Source organism: Kineococcus sp. NPDC059986 (assembly GCF_040702905.1).
In the GTDB taxonomy this organism is placed as follows: domain Bacteria; phylum Actinomycetota; class Actinomycetes; order Actinomycetales; family Kineococcaceae; genus Kineococcus.
In genome coordinates, this window is the sequence record NZ_JBFBND010000013.1 from 114850 (window position 1) to 130144 (window position 15295).

Here is a 15295-nt window from a genome sequence, read left to right on the forward strand (position 1 = left end):
CTCGCGTGGAACCTCGCGTGGAGCCCCGGGGAACGGTTCACCACTCCTCCTGGGCGGCGGCGGCGTCGCTGCACGAACCACCGTCCGACCTCGTGTGCAGTGCGCGCGGGTGCACCCACCACGCCGACTTCGGCCTGTTGTGGAACAACCCGAGCCTGCACACGCCCGAACGTCGCAAGACGTGGCTGGCGTGCGAGGAGCACCGCGAGCACCTGTCCCAGTTCCTGGGGACGAGGGGCTTCCTGCGCGAGGTCGTCGAGGTGGCACAGTTGAGAGCGTGACGGGAGCAGGCGTGCAGGACGGTCGACCGGGCAGCCGGAACGTCCTGCGGCTGCTGCGCGAACCGCGTTGGCTGCGCGGTCTGGCCGTGGCGGTCCTCGTGGCGCTCGTCTGCTGCGCCCTCGGCCGGTGGCAGTGGCACCGTCGTGAGGAGCGGCTCGCCGCCAACGCCCCCCTCGTCCAGAACTACGACGCGACCCCCGCCCCGGTCACCTCGGTGCTGCCGGTGGGGACGTCGGTGCGGGACTCCGCGGTGTGGACGCCGGTGCGCGTCACGGGCACCTACGACACCGACGCCACGGTCCTCGTGCGCAACCGCCCCCGCGACGACCAGTTCGGCTACGAGGTGCTCGTCCCCCTCGTCCAGGCCGACGGCAGTGCCCTGCTCGTGGACCGCGGCTGGCTGCCCGCGGGGAACGACTCGGCCGAACGCCCCGACACGGTCCCGGCGCCCCCGCAGGGCGAGGTGACCGTCGTGGCCCGGTTGCGGCAGTGGGAGGACGACAAGCGCGGCAGCGTGCCCGCCGGTCAGGTCACCTCCATCGCCCGGGGCAGCGTGACCGCGGCCGTCGACGCCGCTGTGGACACCCCGCCCCGCCTGCTCGGCGGGTACGCTCTGCTGGCCTCGGAGACCCCCGCCGCCGGCGCCGAGCCGGCCACCGTGCCCGCCGCCGCCGAACGGCCCGAGGTCGACGAGGGGCCGCACCTGGCCTACACCGTGCAGTGGTTCGGCTTCGCGCTCACGGCCCTCGTCGTGTGGGTGGTCGCCGGACGCCGCGAACTGCAGGCCCGCAGCGAGGTCGGTGCCGAACCCACGGCCGAGGACGACGCCGCCGCTGCGGAGCCGCGCTCCGACGACGCGGGCACCCCGGACGGCGCCGCCGCACCGGCCGCGGAGGGTCCCCCGTCCCCGCGGCGCTCTCGTCGTCCCCGCCGCCGGGAGGGTCCCGACGAAGCCGCCGAGGACGCGGAGCTCGACGCCGCGGCCTGGGACCGCGACCCCGCGCACCATCCCTGACCGGGTCCTCCGAAGCGGCTGGATTCGCCCGTTCGGGTGCACGGGATCATGCTGTGTGTCTCATCGGCCACTCTGCGCAACAATGGGCCCATGGACTTGGGCCTCACTGACCGCGTGTACATCGTTTCCGGTGCGTCCACCGGTCTGGGGCTGGCCTGTGCGCGGGTGCTGGCGGACGAGGGTGGCCTGCTCGTCCTGCACGCTGCGGACGAGGACGAACTGGCGACCGTGGCCCCCAGCATCGGCGATCCCAGCCGGATGCTGCTCGTGCCCGGCGACATCTCCGACCCCGGCACCGAGACCCGCCTCGTGGCGGCCGCCAACGCCCGCTTCGGCCGCCTGGACGGCGCAGTGATCTCCTGCGGCACCCCGCCCACCTCGACCGTCCTGGAGGCCGCCGACGGCGCCTGGCGCGAGGCCTTCGAGTCCAGCCTCCTGGGGCCGCTGCGCCTGGCCCGCTCGGTCGCCAAAGCCGCCACCGGTGAGGGCGCCTCGATGGTGCTGCTGCTGTCGAGCACCGTGCGCACCCCCGTGATGGACGCGGGTGTCGCGAACGGCCTGCGTCCGGGCCTGGCCATGGCGGCCAAGGCGCTGGCCGACGAGCTGGGGCCGCGCGGCGTCCGCATCAACAACCTGCTCGCGGGCCACGTCGACGCGAGCTCCCCGCTGGAGTTCGAGGACTCCAGCGACCTGGCCACGGACCTGCTCGACACCATCCCGCTGCGCCGGGCCGGTCTGCCCGACGAGTTCGCCCGGGCGGCCGTGTTCCTGCTGTCCCCCGCCGCCAGCTACATCACCGGAGCGTCGTTGCTCGTCGACGGCGGGACCGACCGGTCCCTCTGAACCGGGTCCTGCTCCCGGTCCCGGAGGACCGGGTCCCGCGGCGCCGGGTCACCCCGGCGCTGCGGGCCGTCAGTCCTGGCGCGCCTTGCCGCGCGTGGCGCCACCGCGGCTGCGCAGGGTGACGTCGTTCTCGCTGAGCAGCCGGTGCACGAACCCGTAGGACCGTCCCGTCTCCTCCGCCAGCGCCCGGATGCTCTTGCCCTCCGCGTACCCCTTGGACAGCTCACCGGCGAGCTGTTCCCGTTCCGACCCGCTCAACCGGGTGCCCCGCTTGATCGTCTCGGTCACCTCGACCTCCTCCAGTGTCGTCGCCGACCTGCGACCTCCTCCATGGTCACCACTGACGACCGTCCTGGCCAGTCGAAGCCGCGTCGGATCCACCCGACGGCCCACTGCCCGGCACGCCCCTCACCTGCGGGAACGTTTCAGGACTGCACGCGAGGGGCCGTTCAGGCGAGGGAGACGAGCTCGGCGTAGCCGGCGTTCCAGAGGTCCTCGACACCGTCGGGCAGGAGCACCACGCGCTCGGGCCCGAGAGCCTCCACGGCGCCCTCGTCGTGGGTCACGAGCACGACGGCGCCCTCGTAGTGCTTGAGGGCGTCGAGGATCTCCGCGCGCGAGGCCGGGTCGAGGTTGTTCGTCGGCTCGTCCAGCAGCAGGACGTTCGCGCTGGAGACGACGAGCGTGGCCAGGGCCAGGCGCGTCTTCTCCCCGCCCGACAGGACGCCCGCGGGCTTCTCGACGTCGTCCCCGGAGAACAGGAACGACCCCAGGACCGTGCGGACCCGGGTGTCGTCGAGGTCCGGGGAGGCCGAGCGCATGTTCTCCAGGACCGTGCGGTCGTGGTCGAGCGTCTCGTGCTCCTGGGCGTAGTAGCCCACCTTCAGCCCGTGCCCGGCCACGATCTCCCCGGTGTCGGGGTCCTCGACCCCGCCGAGCATCCGCAGCAGCGTCGTCTTCCCGGCCCCGTTGAGGCCGAGGATGACGACCCGGCTGCCGCGGTCGATGGCCAGGTCCACCGACGTGAAGATCTCCAGCGACCCGTAGGACTTCGACAGCCCCTCGGCCATGAGCGGGGTCTTCCCGCAGGGCGCGGGCTTGGGGAAGCGCAGCTTGGCGACCTTGTCCTGGACGCGGACGTCCTCCAGGCCGTCCAGGAGCCGCTCCGCGCGCTTGGCCATGTTCTGCGCGGCGACGGCCTTGGTGGCCTTGGCCCCCATCTTGGCGGCCTGCGCCAGCAGCGTCCCCGCCTTCTTCTCGGCGTTGGCGCGTTCGCGCTGGCGCCGCTTCTCGTCGGTCTCGCGCTGCTTGAGGTAGTTCTTCCAGCCGACGTTGTAGAGGTCGATCGTGGCGCGGTTGGCGTCGAGGTGGAAGACGCGGTTGACGACGACCTCGAGCAGCTCGACGTCGTGGCTGATGACGATGAGACCGCCGGCGTAGTTCTTGAGGTGGTCGCGCAGCCAGGTGATCGAGTCGGCGTCCAGGTGGTTCGTCGGCTCGTCCAGCAGCAGGGTCTCGCTGTGGGAGAAGAGGATGCGGGCCAGCTCAACGCGGCGCCGCTGACCACCGGACAGGGTCTTGAGCTGCTGCTCCAGGATGCGCTCGGGCAGGTTGAGGTTCGCGCAGATGCGCGCCGCCTCGCTCTCGGCGGTGTACCCGCCGAGGGCCACGAACCGGGCGTCGAGCTTGGTGTAGCGGTCCATGGCGCGTTCCTGGACCTTGGGGTCCTCGCTGGCCATGTCGGCCTCGGCGCGGCGCAGCTTGGCGACGACGGCGTCCAGGCCGCGGGCGGCCAGGATGCGGTCCCGGGCCAGCATCTCGGGGTCCCCGGCGCGCGGGTCCTGCGGCAGGTAGCCGATCTCCCCCGACCGCGTCACCGTGCCGGAGGCGGGCTGCGCCTCCCCCGCGAGCACCTTCGTCAGCGTGGTCTTGCCCGCCCCGTTGCGGCCCACCAGGCCGATGCGGTCTCCCGCGGCGACCCGGAAGTTCACCCCCTCCATGAGGAGACGCGCTCCTGCTCGGAGTTCGATGTCGGTGGCGACGATCACGGGGGCAGCTCACAGGGACTCGGGTCGGGCAGGGAGTGGGACCAGTCTACGAGCCGGCCCCGGGGCGGGGGCACGGCGAAGGCCCCCGGACGCGTGCGCGTCCAGGGGCCGGGTGCAGCAGGGTCAGACGTTGAACCCCAGGGCGCGCAGCTGGTCGCGCCCGTCGTCGGTGATCTTCTCCGGACCCCACGGCGGCATCCACACCCAGTTGATGCGGTGGTCGGCCACGACGTCGGTGAGGGCCTGGGCGGTCTGGTCCTCGATGACGTCGGTCAGCGGGCAGGCCGCGCTGGTGAGCGTCATGTCGATCGTCGCGACGTTGTCGTCGGAGACGGTCAGGCCGTAGATGAGGCCGAGGTCGACGACGTTGATCCCGAGCTCGGGGTCGACGACGTCCTTGAGGGCCTCCTCCACGTCGGCCAGGGCCGCCGGGGTCGGACCGCTCGCTGCGGTGGTGTCGGTCACGGTCGCTCAGCTCCTCAGGCGGGGGTGAGGAACCGGTCGTAACCGGACTCCTCGAGGGCGTCGGCCAGTTCGGGGCCGCCCTGTTCGGCGACCTTGCCGTTCACGAAGACGTGGACGAAGTCGGGCTTGATGTACCGCAGGATGCGCGTGTAGTGCGTGATGAGCAGCACCCCCGGCGCGGCGGCGGCCAGCGAGCGGTTCACACCCTCGGAGACGATCTTCAGCGCGTCGACGTCGAGGCCGGAGTCGGTCTCGTCGAGGATCGCGAACTTCGGCTTGAGCAGCTCCATCTGGAGGATCTCGTGGCGCTTCTTCTCGCCGCCGGAGAAGTGCTCGTTGACGTTGCGCTCGGCGAAGGCGGGGTCCATCCGCAGGTCGTCCATCGCCTGCCGGACGTCCTTGACCCACGTGCGCAGCTTCGGCGCCTCGCCGTCGATGGCCGTCTTGGCGGTCCGCAGGAAGTTCGACACGGTGACGCCGGGAACCTCGACGGGGTACTGCATGGCGAGGAACATGCCCGCACGGGCGCGCTCGTCGACGCTCATCGCGAGGACGTCCTCACCGTCGAGCGTCACGGTGCCGCGGGTGACGGTGTACTTGGGGTGGCCGGCGATGGAGTAGGCCAGCGTGGACTTGCCGGACCCGTTGGGGCCCATGACCGCGTGCACCTCACCGGAGGCGATGGTCAGGTCGACGCCGCGCAGGATCTCCTTGACGGAACCGTCCGCCTCGTCGACCGTCACGTGCAGGTCGCGGATCTCCAGGGTGGACATGTCAGTTCTCCTCAACGGGCTGGGCGGCGGGGGCGAGAGCGGTGGGGTCCTCGGCCAGCCGGCCCTCGATCGTGGTCATGAGTCGCTGCGACACCTCGGGGATGCCGATCTTGTCGACGATGCTGGCGAAGAACCCGCGCACGACGAGGCGGCGGGCCTCCTCCTCGCTGATCCCGCGCGACTGCAGGTAGAACAGCTGCTCGTCGTCGAACCGGCCGGTCGCGCTGGCGTGGCCGGCGCCGACGATCTCGCCGGTCTCGATCTCCAGGTTCGGCACCGAGTCGGCGCGGGCGCCGTCGGTCAGGACGAGGTTGCGGTTCAGCTCGTACGTCTCGGTGCCCTCGGCGGTGGCGCGGATGAGCACGTCGCCGATCCACACCGCGTGCGCGTCGGCCCCCTGCAGGGCGCCCTTGTACTCGACGTAGCTGCGGCAGTTCACGGCCGTGTGGTCGACGAACTGGCGGTGCTCGGAGTGCTGGCCGGCTCCGGCGAAGTAGACCCCGAGCGCCGTCGCGGACCCGCCCGGGGCGGCGTAGCCGATGTTCGCCGAGACGCGGACGACCTTGCCGCCCAGCGTGACGACGATGTGGCGCACCTGCGCGTCGCGGCCGACGCGGACGTCGTGCTGGCCCACGTGCAGCGCGTCGTCGTCCCACTCCTGCAGGCTGACGACCGTCAGTTCCGAACCGTCACCGGCGCGGACCTCGACGTTGCCGCGGTGGGCGCCGGACCCGACGTGCGAGATCACGACGAGCGCCTTGGCGTGGTGCCCGGTCTCCACGACGAGGTGGCCCTCGCTCGTGCGGCCGGCCTCGCCGCGGACCGTGACGAGCACGGGTTCGGTGAGCTCGACCTCGGCGGGCACGCGGACGACGTGCGCCACGTCCGTGGCGTTCCAGGACGCCGCGGCGACCCGGTCGCCGGGGACGAACGCGGTGCCCGCGCCGACCTGCGCCGGGGTGCCGGTCGTGTGCTCGACACCCGCGGGTGCGCTCACCTCGACGGCGGCGGAGTTCCCCGCGGCGCGCTCGACGACCTCGAACAGCGGGGCGAGCTCGCGCAGCGGCGAGAACTTCCACTCCTCCTCCCGGCCCGTGGGGACCGGGAAGTCGGCGACGTCGAAGGACGTCGCCCGGGCCGCGCGCGAGGCCTCGGGCACGACGGGACCGCCGTGGGTGTGCGCCCCCGACGTGTCGAGCGCGGGGGATTCGTTCACGAGGGTCATCAGCCGACGGCCCCTTCCATCTGCAGCTCGATGAGGCGGTTCAGTTCCAGCGCGTACTCCATGGGCAGCTCACGCGCGACGGGCTCGATGAACCCGCGCACGATCATGGCCATGGCCTCGTCCTCGGCCATGCCGCGGCTCATGAGGTAGAAGAGTTGGTCGTCGGAGACCTTCGAGACCGTGGCCTCGTGCCCCATGACGACGTCGTCCTCGCGGATGTCGTTGTAGGGGTAGGTGTCCGACCGGGAGATCGTGTCGACCAGGAGCGCGTCGCAGCGGACCGTGGAGGCCGAGTGGTGCGCGCCCTCGAGGACCTGGATGAGACCGCGGTAGGACGTGCGGCCCCCGCCGCGGGCGATCGACTTGGAGACGATCGAACTCGCGGTGTAGGGCGCGGCGTGCACCATCTTGGCGCCCGCGTCCTGGTGCTGGCCCTCGCCGGCCATGGCGATCGACAGCGTCTCGCCCTTGGCGTGCTCGCCCATGAGGTAGACGGCCGGGTACTTCATCGTGACCTTGGACCCGATGTTCCCGTCGATCCACTCCATGGTCGCGCCCTCGGCGGCCGTGGCGCGCTTGGTGACCAGGTTGTAGACGTTGTTCGACCAGTTCTGGATGGTCGTGTACCGCACGCGGGCGTTCTTCTTCACGACGATCTCGACGACCGCGGAGTGCAGCGAGTCCGACTGGTAGATCGGCGCGGTGCAGCCCTCGACGTAGTGCACGTACGAGTCCTCGTCGGCGATGATCAGCGTGCGCTCGAACTGGCCCATGTTCTCGGTGTTGATCCGGAAGTAGGCCTGCAGCGGGATGTCGACGTGGACGCCCTTGGGCACGTAGATGAACGACCCGCCGGACCACACCGCACTGTTCAGCGACGCGAACTTGTTGTCCCCGACGGGGATGACGGTGCCGAAGTACTCCCGGAAGAGCTCCTCGTGCTCGCGCAGACCCGTGTCGGTGTCGACGAAGATGACGCCCTTCTCCTCCAGGTCCTCGCGGATCTGGTGGTAGACGACCTCGGACTCGTACTGGGCCGCGACGCCGGCGATGAGGCGCTGCTTCTCGGCCTCGGGGATCCCGAGCCGGTCGTACGTGTTCTTGATGTCCTCGGGCAGCTCGTCCCAGGACGTGGCCTGCTTCTCCGTGGACCGCACGAAGTACTTGATGTTGTCGAAGTCGATCCCGGTGAGGTCCGAACCCCAGTCCGGCATCGGCTTGCGGCCGAACAGGCGCAGCCCCTTCAGGCGCAGGGCGAGCATCCACTCGGGCTCGTTCTTCAGCGCCGAGATGTTGCGCACGACGTCCTCGGACAGGCCGCGGCGAGCGGTGGAGCCGGCGGTGTCGGAGTCCGACCAGCCGTACTGGTACTTGCCCAGGCCTTCGAGCTCGGGCGGACCCGCGGTGGTGGGGGTCTCGGACACGGTGTCGGTCACAGTCGTCGTCCTTCCGTGGCGTGCTGGTGGTGGTGCTGCGGGTGGTGCTGGTCCTGCGGGTGGAGCGCTTCGAGGGGGACGTACGTGGTGCAGACGTGGTCGCCGTGGGCCAGCGTGGCCAGCCGCTGGACGCGGGTGCCGAGGACGGTCTCGAAGGTCCGTCGTTCGGCCTCGCACAGCTGCGGGAAGGCCTCGGCGACCTTCTGCACGGGGCAGTGCCCCTGGCACAACTGGACGCCCTCGGCCGCTGTTCCCTGGGCCACCGGCCGGGAGCTGGCCGAGAACCCCTGGTCGGCGAGCGCCTTGACCAGCGCCTCGATCCGCTCCGGCAGCGGGCCGTCGAGACCGGCGAGGGACTCCTCCAGGCCGGCGAACCGGCGCCGGGCGAAGTCCGTGACGGCCTCGGGCCCCAGCGTGTCGGCCACGTACTGCAGGGCCGAGAGCGCGAGTTCGTCGTACCCCGAGGGGAGGTCGTCGTGGCCGGCGGAGGAGATGACGTACTCCTTGGCGGGCCGGCCGCGGCCGCGGCGGGCGTCCGGGCGCGGGTCGCGCGCCTCGACGACGCCCTCGGCGACCATCGCCTCGAGGTGGCGGCGGACGGCGGCGCCGGTCAGCCCCAGGACCTCGGCGATGCGTGCGGCGCTGACGGGGCCCACCTCGGCGACGGTGGTGCGGACGCGGGTGCGGGTGCGGGCCTCGTCGCCCCCGGCGGCGCCACCGGCCGCGGGCAGGGCGGGACCCACCGGGGCGTCGGGACGGCCCGGTGAGGTAGTCCTCACCATTTCCACAACGTCCATGTTACCTAATTGCCCGGTCCCGCCGGAACCCGCCCCCCGCGCAGCGGTCGGGCGGCTACTACCCGTCCTCGTAGACTCCTGCCTCGTGGTGCTCGGCTCCCCCTCCCCCGCGACGACGACGGACGGCCGCACAGCCGCGGCCGTCGAGGTCCGCGACCTGCGCAAGGCCTTCGGCGCCGGCCCCGCCGTCCTGAACGGCCTCTCCTTCTCCGCCGCCCGCGGACGGGTGACGGCCGTCCTGGGTCCCAACGGCGCCGGCAAGACGACGACCGTCGCGATCTGCGAGGGCCTGCAGCGCGCCGACTCCGGCACCGTCCGCGTCCTGGGCCTGGACCCCGTCGCCGACGCCGCCGCCCTGCGCCCCCGCGTCGGGGTGATGCTGCAGGACGGGGGGCTGCCCACGGGGGTCTCGGCGCGCGAGGCCCTCGCGCACGTCGCCGCGCTGCACACCGACCCCCTCGACCTGGGCGCCCTGTCCACGCGCCTCGGCCTGGAGTCCTTCGCCCGCACCCGGGTCCGGCGGCTGTCCGGCGGGCAGCGGCAGCGGCTGGCCATGGCGTGCGCGCTCGTCGGGCGCCCCGAGGTGGTGTTCCTCGACGAACCGAGCGCCGGGCTCGACCCGCAGGCGCGCCTGGCCGTCTGGGACGTCGTGCGCGAGGTGCGGGCGGCCGGCGTCGCCGTCGTCCTGACGACCCACCTCATGGAGGAGGCCGAACGCCTCGCCGACGACGTCGTGGTCGTCGACCACGGTCGCGTCGTCGCGACCGGCACCCCCGCGGAGCTCACGTCCGGTCCGGCGGCCCTGACGTTCCGTTCCCGCCCCGGGCTGCCCACCCACGACCTGGCCCGCGCGCTGCCCGTGGGCGCGGACGTCAGCGAGGACGAACCCGGCCGGTACGCCGTGTCCGGGATCGAGGTCGACCCCCGCGTCGTGGCCACGGTGACGAGCTGGTGCGCCACGCACGACGTGCTGGCCGAGGGCATCGGCCCCGTCCGCAAGACCCTCGAGGACGTCTTCCTCGACCTGACCGGGAGGACCCTGCGGTGACCGCGTCGCTGACGAAGGGGCCTGCGGGCCTGGACTTCACGCCCGGCGGGAGCGCGACGCCGTTCACCCGCCGCGTCCTGCGGCAGGCCCGGTTCGAGGCCACGATCGCGCTGCGCAACGGTGAGCAGCTGCTGCTGACGCTGCTGCTGCCCGCGCTCGTGCTCGTGGGCGTCACGCGGGTGACGTCGCTGGACCTCGGCGCCGGTGACCGACCCGCGCTGGCCCTCGGCGGGGTCGTCGCGCTCGCGGTCGTGTCGACGGCGTTCACCGGGCAGGCCATCGCCACGGGCTTCGACCGCCGCAACGGCGTGCTGCGGCTGCTCGCGACCTCCCCGCTGGGCCGCGGCGGCCTGCTCGCCGGCAAGGTCCTGTCCGTCCTGGCCCTCGTCGTCGTCCAGGTGCTCGTCCTCGGAGCCCTGGCCGCGGCTCTCGGCTGGTCGCCCTCGGCGCGCGTGCTCCTCGCCGTCCCGGCGATCCTGCTGGGCGTGGCGGCCTTCACCGCGCTCGGGCTCCTGCTGGCCGGGACGGTGCGGGCCGAGGGGACGCTGGCCGTGGCCAACTTCGTGTGGGTCCTCCTGCTCGCCGGGGGTGGGCTCGTGCTCCCCTCGCCCCTGTCCCCCGTCACCGACCTGCTGCCCTCGGGAGCCCTCGGCACGGCCGTGCGCGAGGCCCTGGGCGCCGGCACGTTCGCCGTCGGGCCGCTCGTCGTGCTGGCCGTCTGGGCGGTGGCCTGCAGCCTCGCGTGCGCGCGGTGGTTCCGCTGGGAGTGAGCACGGGAGGTCCCCGGTGAACGCGGCCGTGCTCGCCCTGCTCGTGCTGGGCCTCGGCGTCGTCGTCGTGCTGGTGACCGCGGTCCTCGCCGTCGCCGGCCGGCGGCGCACCCCCGCGACCATCGGCTGCGGGCTGGCGGGGGCGGCCCTGCTGGTGGTGTGGGGGCTGCTGACGTTCCGCGGCGCCGGAGCCGGCGGCACCGTCTACTCCCAGAGCGCGTGGTGGGTGCTGGCCGTCGTCGCCGCGCTCGTCTCCCTGGCGCTGACGGTCCGCAACCGGCGGCGTTGAGCCCCGCACCCGGTCGCCGTCCGGCAGGCTGGGGTGGTGGACAGTGAGCGTCAGGACCCGTCCGCGAGCGCCGGTGCGCCGCGACGACGGACCGTGCTGCGCGCCGTGACGCTCGCCGCCGGCCTGTCGTCGACCTCCTGCACCCCTGACGCCGTGGGCCGCGAGCCCCGCGTGCCGGCCGGTGCGGCCGACGGGGTGCCGGTGACGGAGTCCTGGCGGTGGTCGGCCCTGCCGGCACCGCCGTCGGTCCCCCGCTGGAACGCGGTGGCGGCCTGGACCGGCCGCGACGCCCTGTTCCTCGGAGGTTCCACCGGGCCGCCGTGCCCGTGGGACGCGCACACCCCCTGCTTCCGGGACGACGACCTGTCGACCGCCCACCACGACGGTCTGGCCTGGAACCCGGGCACGAACGCGTGGCGGCGCACCGCGGCCGCCCCGCGGGGCGTCCTGGACAGCCCTCACGCGGTCGTCGGCGACCGGGTCTTCGTCCTGGCCGAGGACGCGCTGCTCGCCTACGACGCCGGCAGCGACACCTGGGCCCACCTGCCCCTGCCGCCCGGCCACCCGGTGAACCAGAGCCCGGGGTACTCGCTCGTCGCCGTCGGTGGATCGCTGCTGGCGCTGGCTCCCGGCTACGCCGGCTCCCCCGGGGAGGCGTTGCCCCCGGAGCTGCCCGACTCCACCTACGACCTGGCCCAGGGCGACGAGGGCTCGTGGCTGCCCCTGCCCGACGACCCCCTGGACCCGATGGTCTTCCGCGCCGCGCTCGCCACCCCCGACGGGCTCCTGCTGCTGGCCGGCGACGTCGCCCGCTCGGGGCCCAGCGACCCACCACCCCTGGTCCACGGGGCGCTGCTGGACGTCGCCTCGTCCACGTGGCGTCGCCTCCCCGACAGCGACCAGCTCTTCGGCGGAGGGTGGACGTGGACCGGTGAGCGCGCCCTCAGCGCCACCCCGGGCACGGACGCCGGCCTCGACGGCTCCTACGGGCGGCCCGTCCCCTACAGCGGTGCGGTCACCCTGCCCGCCGGCACGTGGTCGTCCGTGCCGCAGCCGCCCGACCTCGGTTCCCGCGGCTGGATGGTGCTCGCCACCGCCGGGGCGCGCGTGGCCACGCTCGGCTTCGTCTACGACGACACGACGCGGACCTGGACGCGGCTGCCGGCGCCGGCGGCGGACCGCGCCGCCGAGGACCCCGGTCCCGCGGTGTGGACCAGTCAGGGGCTCGTGGTGCTCGGGAGCCGTCTCGTCCCGGCCACCGGCGAGGAGGCCGTCACCCCCAGCCGCAGTGCCTGGGTGTTCCACCCCCCGCGGTGACCGCCGATGGCGGTCCGAGAACTGCCCCGCGTCCAGGAACCCTGGACCCGTCGGACGACACTCCAACGAGGACGGCGAGGACCGAGCAGAGGGAGGCAGCAGATGACACGCGGGTTCGTCCCAGCGCGATGGGAACGGTGACGAGGACTGGAGCACCATGAGGGTCGACCTCGACCTCGAGGTGCCCGACCACGTCCTGGACGACGCCCCCTCCCGGCGAGGCGGTGTTCCCCGCCGCTACGCGCGGTACCCCGGCGTGGAAGGCCGCGACATCGTCGACTTCCTCCGGGACTACGGCGTCACGGTCGGCGTCCACGACGCGACCACCGCCGACGTGGTCGCCCGCACCCTCGACTCCGCCACGGTGCTGACGCTGCTGTCCTGGGTGCGCCGGGCGTCCGCGGCGGGCCCCACCTGACGCTCGGTCGGGATGCTGCCAGCGATCTTTGACGTACCAGGACATGGGTGACAGTTCTGCACCAGGACATGGGTGGCACTCGATGCAGCAGAACATCGGTGACAGTCGTAGACCTCAACCGGTGTCAGCCGCTTCTCGACAGCGCCCACAACGCGGGATGACCGGAAGCTGAGTTGGGTGCCGCGCCTAGCTCTCTTGATCCCTCACTTCGCCCCAGGGTTGCCCTACGTTCGTGACCTGTGGCACACACCGCAGTGGGCACCGAGAAGGCCCCGACCTGGTCGCGCGAGAACAACACCTCCCGCTGGGGGCTGCTACTGGCATTGGCCATCGACAACTTCGGCTCCGGCCTGTTCCTGCTCCTGGTCCTTGTCTACAGCGTTCAGGTCGTCGGTTTGTCGGTCGGCCTGGCCGGGACGCTGCTGTTCCTCGGCACTCTCATCGGTCTAGGCGCGCCGCTGATCGTGGGCACCGTCGTGGACCGCTTCGGGCCCCGCCGCGTCGTCATCACCTCCCAGCTCATCCAGGCCGTCGGCATGATGCTCTACCTCCTGGCCGGTACCGCCGGCAGCGGGGCCGGGTCCGGGCGAGGGACCGCGGTAGCTCTGGCGGTCGGCGGGGCGGTGCTGGTCGCGGCTGGTACGCAGACCTTCTACAGCTCTCTGTTCTCCCTCATCGCCGCCGTCGCCGGCGATGGGCCCAAGGACGGGCCGTTCGCCCACGTCGACATGATCCGCTCCGCCGCCTTCGGCCTCGGCGCCCTGCTCGCTGCCGCCCTGCTGACGTTGCTGGACACCCCGGCCCTGCGCATCGCGGTGGCCGTCGACGCGCTCACCTTCGTGCTGGCCGCCGGCCTGCTGTGGCGTCTGGTCCACGTCACGACCGCCCGTGGCGGCCAGGCTTCCGCGGCAGCGCAGGCTCCGGCGCACCCGGCCATCTCCGACGAGGCCGGCCCGCACGCCACAGACTTGGCTCCCAGCACCACGACCTCCGATGCCTCTACAGCGGCCGCATCGGCGCCCGCACTATCGGACGCAACGGCTGCGGCTGCACCGCGCCCGTGGCGGGACCGTCCTTTCCTGGTCCTGCTGGTGGTGATCGCCTTGACGGGCCTGGCCACCGACGTCCACCTCGTCGGCTTCTCGGTGTGGGCCCTGGAGCGGCTGCACGCACCGGCATGGGTACCGGGAGCCTCCATCGCGCTGCTAACCGGCATCACCTCCACCAGCACCGCGCTGGTGGTGCGCTGGACGAGTAGGTGGACGCGGACCCGCACCGTCGCTGCCGGGACGGTGCTGATCCTCGCCTGGTGCGCGATGTGTGCCGTGGCACCGTCCGTCGGTGGGAGGTGGCAGCCGGTGTGGCTGCTGGCTTCCACGGTCGTACTGGCGGTCTCGTCCATGCTGGTCGGGGTCCGGGTGATGGCGATGGCCGAGGCCTCGGCGCCGCTGGCTGCGCACGGGCGGTACATGGCGACGGTGCAGTACGGCTTCAACGCCACCGCGCTGCTGGCGCCGTTGCTGGTCGGGTTGTTCGCGGTGGCGTTGTGGCTGCCGTGGGCGGGGGTCGCCCTGGGTTGCGCAGGGGCGTTGCTGTTGCTGCCGTGGCTGGCCCGGCGACTCCCTGCTCACGCTGTCAGGGCGCAGTAGACGTCCGTTGGAGACGCGCCGAACATGGCCGAGGCGCCGTCCCGACATCGCCATGACCATGCGTGCCTGGCCTCGGTCAGGCTTGACGACGGGTGGCAGCAGCGGCCTCGTTGAGGGCCGATACGGCCTCTAAGGGAGCGAAGGGCAACACGAGGATCACCTCGAACAGCGAGCCCGCGACTAGGCATCGCCAGGACATGCTCGTCTGCTCCTGCCAGCGTCGGAGGACGTAGACCGGCGGAGTACCCGGGCTGCGCAGCATCGTCGAGGAGCGGCGCCGCGACTCCTCCCACGCCTGCATCTCCGGGTCGTCTTCGCCGGGGTCGCCTGGCAGCGAGAGGTAGCGCCCCCAGGTGATCTGCATCCACCCGGCCCCGGCGGGCCGGTCGTCTTCGAGCACCACCTCGCCCGCATCGACGCCGGGGGGCGCGTGCAGGACGAGCACTGAGTGCCGATCGCCGGCGCCCTGGGCCGGGGGCGGGTCGGTAACGGGGGGTACGGGATGGTCGAACACCTCCTGCCCCTCGAAACCGCGGACCGAGGTCGTGCAGCCCCGGTGGGACAGCGCCGGGATCTGCGGCATGGGGACGCGGAGGTGCGCAGCCACCTGCGTGGTGTCCAGGGGCGAGGTCCACTCGCTGACCGGGGTCAGCCGGATGCGGTTGACCCCGCGCTGACTCGCGCGCTTTAGCTGAAGGCGTTCCAGGGTGCCGGTGGTGGCGGGCGTGAGGTCGACCGCGGGCAGGAGAGTCTGCACCTAGACATCGTGCGACACCGGGAGGGGCGTCGTGGAGCCGAGATGGGTCGACCCGCCCACGCGCGGTCCGCGGGATGACCGTGACGTCCCTCTGTGGTCACGGCTGAGGAAAGTCTCCTGCGGCCAATCGACGGTGCACGTCCTCCAGGGCGGTCCTCGGTTT

Annotated in this window: 17 protein-coding genes; 9 read left to right on the top strand and 8 right to left on the bottom strand. The window is 72.7% G+C overall.

Annotation, left to right across the window (positions count from 1 at the left end):
* Window positions 1-68 precede the first annotated feature (68 nt).
* The 3 genes from AB0637_RS12225 to AB0637_RS12235 all read left to right on the top strand — a co-directional run bounded on the left by AB0637_RS12225 (window position 69) and on the right by AB0637_RS12235 (window position 2140).
* Window positions 69-281, top strand: coding sequence for a hypothetical protein (locus tag AB0637_RS12225; protein WP_366172485.1), 213 nt, complete (start codon window positions 69-71; stop codon window positions 279-281).
* Window positions 278-1297: an SURF1 family protein gene (locus AB0637_RS12230; RefSeq protein WP_366172450.1), complete on the top strand. Its 1020-nt coding sequence runs from the start codon at window positions 278-280 to the stop codon at window positions 1295-1297. The genes AB0637_RS12225 and AB0637_RS12230 overlap by 4 nt, the downstream gene beginning before the upstream one ends.
* Window positions 1298-1411: 114 nt before the next feature.
* Complete coding sequence (locus tag AB0637_RS12235; RefSeq protein WP_366172451.1) at window positions 1412-2140, top strand: SDR family oxidoreductase; 729 nt, start codon at window positions 1412-1414, stop codon at window positions 2138-2140.
* A gap of 69 nt (window positions 2141-2209) precedes the next feature.
* Here AB0637_RS12235 and AB0637_RS12240 read toward each other — a convergent pair whose 3' ends face one another.
* The 7 genes from AB0637_RS12240 to AB0637_RS12270 form a co-directional block, all read right to left on the bottom strand.
* Window positions 2210-2428: a helix-turn-helix domain-containing protein gene (locus AB0637_RS12240; protein ID WP_366172452.1), complete on the bottom strand. Its 219-nt coding sequence runs from the start codon at window positions 2426-2428 to the stop codon at window positions 2210-2212.
* 161 nt (window positions 2429-2589) lie between these two features.
* A complete protein-coding gene (locus AB0637_RS12245; protein ID WP_366172453.1) occupies window positions 2590-4188 on the bottom strand; it encodes an ABC-F family ATP-binding cassette domain-containing protein in 1599 nt (532 codons plus the stop codon).
* 123 nt (window positions 4189-4311) lie between these two features.
* On the bottom strand, window positions 4312-4653 hold the full coding sequence (locus tag AB0637_RS12250; protein ID WP_366172455.1) for a metal-sulfur cluster assembly factor: 342 nt from the start codon (window positions 4651-4653) through the stop codon (window positions 4312-4314).
* A gap of 14 nt (window positions 4654-4667) precedes the next feature.
* On the bottom strand, window positions 4668-5426 hold the full coding sequence (gene sufC, locus AB0637_RS12255; protein ID WP_366172457.1) for a Fe-S cluster assembly ATPase SufC: 759 nt from the start codon (window positions 5424-5426) through the stop codon (window positions 4668-4670).
* A gap of 1 nt (window position 5427) precedes the next feature.
* Entirely contained in the window at window positions 5428-6651 is a 1224-nt protein-coding gene (gene sufD, locus AB0637_RS12260) for a Fe-S cluster assembly protein SufD (protein WP_366172459.1), read from the bottom strand.
* Complete coding sequence (sufB, locus tag AB0637_RS12265; RefSeq protein WP_366172487.1) at window positions 6651-8075, bottom strand: Fe-S cluster assembly protein SufB; 1425 nt, start codon at window positions 8073-8075, stop codon at window positions 6651-6653. The genes sufD and sufB overlap by 1 nt, the downstream gene beginning before the upstream one ends.
* A gap of 8 nt (window positions 8076-8083) precedes the next feature.
* Window positions 8084-8869, bottom strand: a complete 786-nt coding sequence (locus tag AB0637_RS12270; protein WP_366172461.1) for a transcriptional regulator — start codon at window positions 8867-8869, stop codon at window positions 8084-8086.
* 100 nt (window positions 8870-8969) lie between these two features.
* Between AB0637_RS12270 and AB0637_RS12275 the strand changes: the two genes are divergently transcribed.
* The 6 genes from AB0637_RS12275 (at window position 8970) to AB0637_RS12300 (ending at window position 14375) form a co-directional block, all read left to right on the top strand.
* Window positions 8970-9932 (top strand): ABC transporter ATP-binding protein, encoded by a 963-nt coding sequence (locus AB0637_RS12275; RefSeq protein ID WP_366172463.1) that lies wholly within the window; start codon window positions 8970-8972, stop codon window positions 9930-9932.
* The gene (locus tag AB0637_RS12280; RefSeq protein ID WP_366172465.1) at window positions 9929-10702 is read left to right on the top strand and encodes an ABC transporter permease; all 774 of its coding nucleotides are present in this window, start codon (window positions 9929-9931) and stop codon (window positions 10700-10702) included. Before AB0637_RS12275 ends, AB0637_RS12280 begins: the two co-directional genes overlap by 4 nt.
* A 16-nt stretch (window positions 10703-10718) precedes the next feature.
* On the top strand, window positions 10719-10991 hold the full coding sequence (locus AB0637_RS12285; protein WP_366172467.1) for a hypothetical protein: 273 nt from the start codon (window positions 10719-10721) through the stop codon (window positions 10989-10991).
* 36 nt (window positions 10992-11027) lie between these two features.
* The gene (locus AB0637_RS12290; RefSeq protein WP_366172469.1) at window positions 11028-12308 is read left to right on the top strand and encodes a hypothetical protein; all 1281 of its coding nucleotides are present in this window, start codon (window positions 11028-11030) and stop codon (window positions 12306-12308) included.
* A 157-nt stretch (window positions 12309-12465) separates the two neighbouring features.
* Window positions 12466-12726 (top strand): hypothetical protein, encoded by a 261-nt coding sequence (locus AB0637_RS12295; RefSeq protein WP_366172471.1) that lies wholly within the window; start codon window positions 12466-12468, stop codon window positions 12724-12726.
* A 239-nt stretch (window positions 12727-12965) separates the two neighbouring features.
* Window positions 12966-14375, top strand: coding sequence for an MFS transporter (locus AB0637_RS12300; protein ID WP_366172472.1), 1410 nt, complete (start codon window positions 12966-12968; stop codon window positions 14373-14375).
* Between the two features lie 76 nt (window positions 14376-14451).
* Here AB0637_RS12300 and AB0637_RS12305 read toward each other — a convergent pair whose 3' ends face one another.
* Window positions 14452-15132, bottom strand: a complete 681-nt coding sequence (locus AB0637_RS12305; protein WP_366172474.1) for a hypothetical protein — start codon at window positions 15130-15132, stop codon at window positions 14452-14454.
* Window positions 15133-15295: the final 163 nt, after the last annotated feature.